General features: G+C 71.8%; 5 protein-coding genes and 1 pseudogene. 5 read left to right on the top strand and 1 reads right to left on the bottom strand.

Annotation, left to right across the window (positions count from 1 at the left end; translation table 11 throughout):
* The 5 genes and pseudogenes from E1283_RS37560 to E1283_RS27705 form a co-directional block, all read left to right on the top strand.
* A pseudogene (locus tag E1283_RS37560) lies at positions 1–968 on the top strand (hypothetical protein); the annotation flags it as partial.
* Positions 965–2,281, top strand: coding sequence for an ABC transporter substrate-binding protein (locus E1283_RS27720; RefSeq protein ID WP_132820898.1), 1,317 nt, complete (start codon positions 965–967; stop codon positions 2,279–2,281). The pseudogene E1283_RS37560 and the gene E1283_RS27720, both read left to right, overlap by 4 nt.
* Positions 2,281–3,231 carry a carbohydrate ABC transporter permease gene (locus E1283_RS27715; protein ID WP_132820897.1) on the top strand — a complete coding sequence of 317 codons (951 nt, stop codon included), beginning with the start codon at positions 2,281–2,283 and terminating at the stop codon, positions 3,229–3,231. Before E1283_RS27720 ends, E1283_RS27715 begins: the two co-directional genes overlap by 1 nt.
* Positions 3,218–4,114, top strand: coding sequence for a carbohydrate ABC transporter permease (locus E1283_RS27710; RefSeq protein ID WP_132820896.1), 897 nt, complete (start codon positions 3,218–3,220; stop codon positions 4,112–4,114). Before E1283_RS27715 ends, E1283_RS27710 begins: the two co-directional genes overlap by 14 nt.
* A 46-nt stretch (positions 4,115–4,160) precedes the next feature.
* Positions 4,161–5,456: a cellulase-like family protein gene (locus E1283_RS27705; RefSeq protein WP_165956268.1), complete on the top strand. Its 1,296-nt coding sequence runs from the start codon at positions 4,161–4,163 to the stop codon at positions 5,454–5,456.
* Positions 5,457–5,507: 51 nt separating this feature from the next.
* On the opposite strand, the gene E1283_RS27700 is transcribed toward E1283_RS27705, so the two are convergent.
* The coding region (locus E1283_RS27700) for an outer membrane protein assembly factor BamB family protein (RefSeq protein WP_132820895.1) at positions 5,508–7,729 on the bottom strand (2,222 nt) is incomplete at its 5' end.

Below are 7,729 nucleotides of genomic sequence, written 5' to 3'. Positions count from 1 at the left end.
CCCCGGAGACGCCCACCCTGGAGTCGGCCACGGCCCAACTCGTGACCGTCCTCGGCGACCTGGTCGTGCTGACCCGCACCGCCGGCATCCCGGTCGAGCTGGTCCTCACCGGCGTCGACCCGGCGTCCGTCGACGGCCGGGACATCCTCGTGGACGAACTCGGCTCCGGACGTGTCCGGATCCGCGTCCCGCACCCCGGCACGGACGCGCTGGTCCAACTGGGCACGCTGCGCCTGCTGGTCCTCGACGAGCACACCGCGCGGCACACCACGGTCGGCGAACTGTGGGGAACCCGCCGCCTGGTCGTCGGCGACGGCGTCCACGTCGTGCCCGACGGGCAGCTGCTGCACATCGAGAGCGGCCCCGGCGGAGGCACCCTGCTCGTCCACCCCGCACCGACCGGCACCGTGGGACTTCGGGACGACGAAGCGGGCGCCGGGCCGGCCGTGCCGCTCGCGCTGCGAGCCACCGGCACGAGCGGCGTCTTCGCCCGCTTCGCGGTGGACGCCCCCACGGCCGTCCCCGAGGCCCGACTGGTCGAACTCGCCGCCGCACAGGGGCCGGCACCCCAACGCCTCGGCGGTCCGCTGAACCGCGCCACCGCCCCCACCGCCGACGACTACGCCGGCGCCGCCGCCCACCGGGTCGAGTTCGACCACGAAGCCCTCACCGGCGCCCACCGCCTCCTGCTGCGGCTCGACTGGGTCGGAGACGCGGCCCGCGCCGAACTCGACGGCACCCTGATAGCCGACCAGTACTGGAACGGATCCCCCTGGGAGATCGACCTCGCCCGGCACCGGGAAGCGCTGGAGAACGGCGCGGAGTTGGTCCTGCGGCTGCTCCCGTTCGACCCCGCCGCGGCGATCCACGTGCCGGACGGCCTGCGTCCGGCCGAGGTCACCCTGCGGGTGGAAGGCATGCGGCTGGTGCCCGTCTACCGGGCCGCCGCGGGGATCGGTGCCCCGTGAGCGGCCCGAGCCGACGCCGGTTCCTGGGCCTGATGGGCGGCATGGGGATGCTCGCCACCGGCGGGTGTGTGACCGCGGCCCCCGCCGATCCGGTGACCGATGGCGCGGTCGGCCTCAGGCTGTGGACCCACGATCCCAGCTACACCGCCACGTTCCAGGCCGCCCTGGGCGACCGGAGCATCATGCGCGGCTCGGCGTACGCGCCGTCCCTCGAGGTGACCGCCGCCGCGGGGGGCGACCTGCTGACGCGCACCATCACCCAGTTCATGGCCGACGGCTCCCCGCCCGACCTGCTCGGCGTCATCATCTCCGAGTTCCCACGGGTGATGAAGGGGGACCTCGCCGAGTCCCTGTTCCTCGACCTCACGGAGATCGCCGAACCGTTCGGCGACGACCTCCTGCGGCGCGGGCCCTACAGCCTGAACGGTCGTCTCTACGGCCTGGACTCCGACACCTCGATCTCGGTCCTCTACTACCGACCCGAGGAGTTCGATCGGGCCGGGCTGCCGGCGGACGCGGCCACCTGGGACGAGATGCTGGAGATCGGAGGCCGCCTCCACCAGGCCACCGGCAAGTCGATCGGCATGGTGTCCAACGGCGACAACACCTCGCTCTACAACACCTACCTGCAGTCGCTGATCCAGCGCGGCGGCAGCCCGTTCGACGCCGAAGGCAACCTCACCATCGACACCGACGAGTCCGTCGAGGCACTGGACCTCATCCAACGCGGCGTGGCCAACGGCGCGTTCCTCGTCGTCGGGGACCCCTACGGCGCCGCGGCGGGAGCCGCCATCAAGTCCGGCCTGCTCGTCGCGCTGACGATGCCCTCGTGGTACCGGGTCTACGGCCTCGAGGCCAACGCCCCGGAACAGGCCGGCCAGTGGCGGCTGCGGACGTTGCCGCGCTTCGACGGCGGCGGCCACATCGCCTCCAACCTCGGTGGCACCGGGTTCACCGTGTCCGCGGTGAACCCGGGACGCGAAGCCGCGCTCGACCTGCTGCGCAGGGTCTACCTCACCCCGGAGGGCCAACTGCTCCGCTTCCGGACCGGCGGGTTCCTGCCCACCCTGCGTTCGCTCTACGCCGAGCCCGACTTCACGTCCTTCCGCGACGAGTTCCTCGGCGGCCAACAGTCCTTCCTGGAGTACGCCAGGGCGGCCGAGGACCTGCCCGAGTTCTTCCTGTCGGAGAACAACGAGGCGCTCACCGTGGCGATCGGCGCGCCGATGCTGGGCCTCTACGACGGCGACCTGACCCCTGCCCAAGTGATCCGCGAGGCCACGGATTCCTACCGCCGACAGGTGAGGTCCTGATGAGCCTGACCGACACCCCCGACACCGGAACCACCCGGGCGGCGCTCCCGTCGCCGACCGGACGACGCGCGACCCGCGCGACCCGCGCGCGATCGTGGGCCCCCTACCTGTTCATCTCCCCGTTCTACGTGCTGTTCCTGCTCTTCATGGTCGTCCCGATCACGATCGGCGCCTTCCTGAGCATGACCAGCTGGGCGGGCGTCGGGAACCCGGAATGGGTCGGACTCGACAACTACGCCCGCCTGTTCGACGACCCCAGCTTCTACACCGCCCTGTTCAACACGGCCGTGTTCACCGTCGGCACGATGTGCGTCGTCCTGCCGCTGTCGCTGATGATCGCCCTCGCCCTCAACGCCCGCGGGCTCAGGTTCCGGGACTTCTTCCGCACGGTCTTCTTCCTGCCGGTGGTGGTGTCCCCGATCGTGGTGGCACTGGTCTTCGGCCTGTTCTTCGACCAGCAGTTCGGCCTGGTCAACGGCCTCACCCAGGCCACCCTCGGCAGCCCCGGCATCGCGTGGCTCACCTCCCCGTTCTGGGCGAAGGCCGTCGTGATCATCCTGGTGCTGTGGCGCTGGACCGGCTACCTCACCATGTTCTTCCTCGCCGGCCTGCAGAACGTCGCCCACGAACTGCACGAGGCCGCCCAGATCGACGGCGCGGGCCCGATCCGCGGCTTCTGGAGCGTCACCCTCCCGCAACTGCGCCCGGTCACCGCGTTCATCGGCGTCACCGTCCTGGTGTCCACCGCGCAGATCTTCGAGGAGCCCTTCCTGCTGACCCAGGGCGGGCCGGGCGAGGCCACCATGTCGGTGGCCCAGTTCATCTACCGCGCCGCCTTCCAGCGACAGGAGCTCGGCTACGCCTCGGCCGCCGGCGTGGTCATGTTCGTCGTGGTCTTCGCCCTGGGGCGGATCGCGATCCGAGTGTTCGGAGCGGGTGAGAACCGATGACGACGACCACCGACCTGCCCACCACACCGGCGCCGCCCCGGCGAGCGGTCAGCCGTTCGCGCCCGGCCCGCCCCGGCCGCGTCGCGCTCTACACGGGACTCGTCCTCGCGTCGGCGTCTGGCTCTTCCCCCTGGTGTGGGCCCTGTTCTCCTCGTTCAAGCGACGCAGCGACATCTTCGCCTACCCACCGACCCTGCTGCCGCCCGACCCGACCCTCGACAACTACACGGCGCTGTTCGACGGGCACCCGTTCTGGCAGTGGTTCCTGATCTCCACCCTGATCGCGTTCGCCTCCACCACCATCACCGTGGTGGTGTGCTCGATGGCCGGGTACGGCTTCGCCAAGTACCGCTTCCGGTTCCAGAACGCCCTGTTCAACGTCATGTTCAGCTCGCTCGCGATCCCCTTCGCGGTCATCGTCGTGCCGCTGTTCGTGTTCCTGGCGCGGACCGGCACGGCGGACCCGTGGTTCGCCCTCGTCGTGCCCTGGGTGGCGCCCGCCTTCGGCATCTTCATGATGCGCCAGTTCGTGGAGCAGTCCGTCCCAGACGAGATCCTCGACGCCGGCCGGATCGACGGCGTCGGCGAGGCGGGCCTCTTCTGGCGACTCGTCATGCCCCTCCTGCGCCCGGCCATCGCCGCGCTCGCGGTCTGGAGCTTCCTCAACTCGTACAACAACTTCCTCTGGCCGCTCATCGTCATCGGCGACCCGGACAGCTACACCCTGCCCCTCGGACTCCAGGCGATCTTCGGTGCCGAGGGCCGCCAGTACGACATCGTCCTCGCCGGATCGATGCTCGCCGCGATCCCCTCCATCCTCGTCTTCGTCGCCCTTCGCAAACAGCTCATCGACGGCCTCAGCGCCGGCGCCCTCAAGGGCTGAGACACCTCCACGCCGAGACACCCCCACCACCCCGGAGCAGGGACAGATGACCTACACACCCGTACCACTCCCGCCGCACCTGCCGGACCGCCTCACCATCACCCTGTGGGACTTCAGCTGGTACACCCGCACCGGCCCGGGCGAGCCCTTCGAGGACCTCGACCGCGCCTTCACCGAAGCCGTCGAGCGCGGCTACAACACCATCCGGATCTGCGCCATGCCGTACCTGATCTTCGGCTCCGGGCTGTCCGGAGAGACGGAGTTCGGGCCACTCGGCGGGGAGTACGCCCAGGGCACCCGCTGGTACGACGTACGCCACCGCGTCCGTCTCGACCCCCGGGCCCACCTGCTCGCACTGCTGCGCGCCGCCAGGCGCCACGGGGTCGTGGTGATCCTCTCCAGCTGGGAGTACCAGCAGAGCAGCTCCTTCGCCGGCGACCGGCGATGGTTCGACGCGCTGATGGCCGTCGACCCGGAGGACCGCCCGGTCCGGCTGGCCGACGCCCTCGCCGACGCCTGCGAACTCGCCGAAGCCGAAGGGCTCGCCGAGGTGATCGCGTTCGTCGAACTCCACAACGAGGTCCAGGGCGGATACCTCACCGAAGGCCTGCCCGGCCGCGAACCGGCCGTGGTGGAGCTGCGGGAACGCCTCGCACGCGGCCTGGCCCGCTTCCACGAACGCCAACCCGCCGTCCCCGTCACCGTCAACTACGCCCGCGTCCCGCTGGACGCGTTCCGCGGCATCCCCGAGAACATCGACGTCGGCGTCTTCCACCCCTATGTCTACGGAGTGCTCGACGAACTCGTCGTCGGGTACGGCCTGCGCGCGACCGACGGCGGCTTCGACGAGGAGCGCGCCCGCGCCGACCTCATGCGCCCCGGCGCCCCGCCCTTCGACCAGTGGCGGCCGCCCGCCGGCGAGGAGTGGCGGCTGAAGGCCACCATCGTCGGCAAGCCGGAGATCTACGTGCACGACTGGTGCGACGCCGAGGCCTGGGACCGGTTCCTGTACGAACGGTACGGCGAACACCGCGTGTCCATGCTCCGCACCCTGGACACCTGGATCTCCGCGGCGGCCGATCTCTGCGCCGGACGCGGGATCCCCCTGGTCTTCGGCGAGGGATGGATCGGCTACACCCCGCTGACCGGCAACTTCGAGGAAGGGCCTATCGGCGCGGAGTTCTGCCGGCAGGCCGTCCGCCTCAGCGCGCGGGTCGGGGCGTGGGGCACCATCGTGTGCTCCAACGCCGCCCCCCACCATCCGATGTGGCGCGACATCGCCCTCCAGCGTGAGTGCAACGGCGCGTTCGCCGGGACCGAGGTGTCGGCGGCACGCTCCTGAGATCACGACGACGGACGCGGCCCGGGGCGCCGCGCCGGCGTCGCGGCCCCGTCACACGCCGCCACGCGGCCCGATCTCCACGGCGTACAGATGGGAGTCGTGGCTGCCGACGTACACCACGCCGTCGGCCACCGCCGGAGTCGAGACCACCTCCGCTCCGGTCGCCGACCGCCATGCCCTTTCCCCGGTGCTCGCGTCCACCGCGCGCAGGGAGCTGTCGGCGCCGAAGTACACCGCGCCGTCGGTCACCGTCGGGGAGGAGAACCACTGCCAGTCGCCCTCGCATCGCCACGCTTCGGTGCCCGTCGCCGCGTCCACCACCGACATACCGTTGCGGGCGGTGACGTACACCATGCCGTCGGCCACCGCCGGGGAGCTGTTCCCGCCCCCAGCCTCGGACTTCCAGGTCTCCCTTCCCGATGCCGCGTCGAGCGCGTACAGGTACGCACCGTCACAGGCGTACAGGACGCCCTCGGCCACCGTCGGCGAAGAATCCTTGTCCCACTGACCCTCGAACCGCCAGATCTCCGTCCCCGCCCCCGCGTCGAGCGCGTACAGACGCATCCTGTTGCCGGCGTACACCACCCCGTCCACGACCGTCGGTGGCACGATCATCATGTCGTCGGTCGCGAAGCGCCACACCTCTGCGCCGGACGCCGCGTCCACCGCGTACAGACCGCCGAACTGGCCGCCGACGTACACCACCTCGTCGGCTACCGTCGGCGACGAGACGACGGTGTCGGAGTCGCCGGCTTCGAATCGCCACCTCTCCTGCCCCGTCCCCGCGTCCACCGCGTACAGACGGGTGCTGCCACTGACGTACGCCACCCCGCCGGCCACCGCCGGAGACGTGGTCACCACGTCGTCGGTCGCGAAGCGCCACACCTCGGTCCCCGACGCCGCGTCCACCGCGTACAGACCGCCGTCGCCACTGCCGACGTACACCACCCCGTCGGCCACCGCCGGCGACGACTCGATCATGGCGCCGGTCCTGAACCGCCACCGGTAGGGGCGGTCGACGCCTCCGCCGCCTTCGGGCGAGCCGTCGTCCCCGGGAGCGAAGGCTCTCCACAGGGCCGCACCCGAGCCGACGGCCGCGGCCAGCCCGGCCAGCCCGGCCAGTCCTGCGACGGCCCGCCTGCGCGGGAGCCTTCGCGGTTCGCCGATGGCCAGCGGAACGGTCAGGGGCGATGCGGCCGTCCCGACGGTCGGTGACGCGGCTGGCGTCCGGGCCGGGGCGGAGGCCGTCCGGCTCTCCGTGCCCTGCGGGCCGGGGTCGCCGCCCGGGCCCATCGGGTGCGCGCCGGATCGCGGGTCCTGCCCCGGACGAGGATCGGCCGGAACCGCCGGGCTCGCGCTGGCCGGAACCGCCGGGCTCGCGCCGGTCGGGGCCGCCGGGTTCGCGCCGGGGAGGGAGGCCGTGGCGCGCTCCCGCACGGTGCCGGCCAGCGGGCCGGGCAGCCAGGTCCCCCCACCGGTGGTGACGGTGTCCACCGAGTCGCCCGATGCCTCCGACAGCCGTTCCAACAGGCTGTCGACGGTGGGACGGGCGCGTGGGTCCTTGGCCAGGCAGGCAGCGATCGGGGAACGCAGCACCGGCGGGAGTGCGCCGAGGTCGGGCTCCTCGTGAACGACGCGGTATCCCAGTACCGGAGCGGACCCGATCCCGAAGGGGCCCTCGCCGGTGGCCGTGAACGCCAGCACCGCGCCGAGCGAGAAGACGTCACTGGCCGGACCGACCGGTGCCCCGGTGAGCTGCTCCGGCGACATGAACCCGGGTGTGCCGACCACCATCCCGGTGTGGGTCAGCGCACTGGCGTCGGCTGCCACCGAGATCCCGAAGTCGATCACTCTGGGGCCGTCCTGCGCCAGCAGGATGTTGGACGGTTTCAGATCCCGGTGGACCACCCCCGCCTGATGGATGGACTCCAGGGCCTCGGCCAGGGCCGCGCCCAACGCCAGCACGTTCTCCGCCGGCCACGGCCCGTGCTCGGAGACGGCGTCGGCCAGCGAGGGCCCCGGCACGTAGACGGTCGCCAGCCAGGGCGGTGAAGCCTCCGGATCCGCGTCGACGACACCCGCGGTGTACGCGCCGTTGACCCGGCGTGCCGCAACCACCTCTCGGACGAACCGCAGGCGGAAGTCCCGGTCCTCGCCGAGTTCCGGCCGGACCACCTTCACCGCCACCTGCCGGCCGCCGGGCGAACGCCCCAGATACACCCGCCCCATGCCGCCAGCGCCCAGCCGCGCCACGATCCGGTACCGCCCCACCC

It is taken from the genome of Streptomyces hainanensis (genome assembly GCF_004348415.1).
Lineage (GTDB): Bacteria > Actinomycetota > Actinomycetes > Streptomycetales > Streptomycetaceae > Streptomyces > Streptomyces hainanensis.
The sequence above is the reverse complement of the archived record's forward strand: the minus strand, read 5'-3'. Positions and strand labels throughout refer to the sequence as shown.

Bases quoted from the DNA above. Each gene is read 5' to 3' on its own strand.
- E1283_RS27715 (WP_132820897.1), top strand. From the start codon at position 2,281: ATGAGCCTGACCGACACCCCCGACACCGGAACCACCCGGGCGGCGCTC.
- E1283_RS27705 (WP_165956268.1), top strand. From the start codon at position 4,161: ATGACCTACACACCCGTACCACTCCCGCCGCACCTGCCGGACCGCCTC.